Genomic DNA, 1,870 nt, shown 5'->3' on the forward strand with positions numbered 1-1,870 from the left:
TTATAGTAAAATAGGCCTTGGTGCAAGGCTTAAAAGTAATAAAAATATGTCAAATTTGATAAAATTTAGGCTTTGCTCTTAAATTTTCATATATAAAATCTAAAATATTTGTTATTATTACATTAAAGAAATATATTTATTTGTAAAAGGATGTGCATCAATGGCATTTATCGATTACCTAAGAAGATTTTTTGTCTTTTTTAGATTTAAACACAGTACCATTTTGGTAGTTTCTATTGCATTAAGCATCTTATTTTGGCTTTACGCTCCACTTATAGCTTTTAACGATGTATATAGCTTTGCTAGTATAAGTTCAAGAGTCACTATATTAATTGCATTTTGGGCAGTTATTTTATTTTTTGTTTTAATCAAACCATTAATGCACTATTTAGCATCTCAAAAAGATGAAAAAAATAACAAGCTAAAAGAGATCAAAAAAGAGTCTATGGATAGTTTTGGTAAGGCAAAAAGAAATTTTATGCTTTCTTTGAAAGATGCCAAAACAACATGGAAAAAAGATATAAATTTTAAAAAATTACCTTTAATAATGATAATGGGTAACGAAGGTGCTGGAAAGAGCGCGTTTATAAACTACTCAAATATTGAATTTCCACTATCTGATAGTTTAGATACTTATAAAAAAATACACAAAAGTACAACAAACTTTAATCTTTACATATCAAAATTTGGTGCACTTTTAGATACTGAGGGTATACATTTTGCACAAGAGAGCTTGTACCAGCCAACAGCTACTGAAGAGCTTCCTGAAGATGATGTGGATAAAAATAGGGATTACTTGCTTAAAAAAAGTATCTGGAGTGAATTTTTACACTTTTTAAAACGAAATGATTTTAACGCTAGATTAAGTGGTGCGGTTTTAATCATAGATACTAAAAAATTCCTTGAAGGCACGCAAGAATATTTTGATGAATTAATTAGATATATGATAAAAAGGGTTAATGACTGTGAGAAACATCTAAATATTAAATTCCCTATTTATATTGTTTTTAGCAAACTTGACTTAATAGATGGCATGGGGGATTATTTTAGACTTTTCAATGAAGATGTGGCAAATAAGGCTCTAGGAATAAACTTAGATCCAAATTTCTCAAAACAATCACTAGAAACTGAACTAAAAAACCTAATCGAGTCACTATTTAAACATCTCATGAGTAAGAACTCGATTTCGCATTTATTGGAAGATAAAAAACGTTCATATCTATTTTTAAAACAACTTGATAATTTTTTTGCTTTAGTGAAAGATTTTGTAACAAAGCTAAGCTCTCAAAATGCACTTAAAAATAGCTCAACCATAAATGGAATTTATTTCGTCAGTGCTTATCAAGAAAATATACCTATAAACTACCTTACAAACACTATTTGCGATAGATATAACATCAAAAAACCACTTTTAAGAGCGGTAAATAACTATAGTAAACAAAGCTATTTTGTAAAATCATTTTTAAAAGAGATAGCTTTTAAAGCTAACTTAAATAAATTTGGTGCTCAAAATAGATTTACAAAATTTGTAAATTTTGTTTTAGCAGCCATACTTTGCGCTGGAGTATATTTGGGTTCTAGTTTTATTCTAGATACCAAAAATATAAAAGAGCAAAACGCTATAAATAATGCAAATAAAATTTCTTCATACCTTGATGGCAAAAAATACAAGGATCTCTCTCCGACACAAAAGATTGAGCTTCTAAATTTACTAAAACAAAGTCTAAATGACTATCCAAGAATCTTTAGCGGCGATACTAAATTTGAGTATATAACACTAGATACTTCGTATAAAGGCTTTACTCCAGTTAAAGCGCTTTACTATGATTTAAATGCTGATTTTTTTAAAAATACAGTTTTAACTGAAATG

Annotated in this window: 1 protein-coding gene; it reads left to right on the forward strand. The window is 28.0% G+C overall.

Going from position 1 to position 1,870, the window contains the following annotated elements; genetic code table 11:
* Window positions 1–160 precede the first annotated feature (160 nt).
* Window positions 161–1,870 (forward strand): type VI secretion protein IcmF/TssM N-terminal domain-containing protein (locus tag FZ949_RS05255; RefSeq protein ID WP_316246161.1); only part of this gene is annotated, 1,710 nt, incomplete at its 3' end.

Source organism: Campylobacter concisus (assembly GCF_902460545.1).
GTDB classification, from domain to species: Bacteria; Campylobacterota; Campylobacteria; order Campylobacterales; family Campylobacteraceae; genus Campylobacter_A; species Campylobacter_A concisus_AE.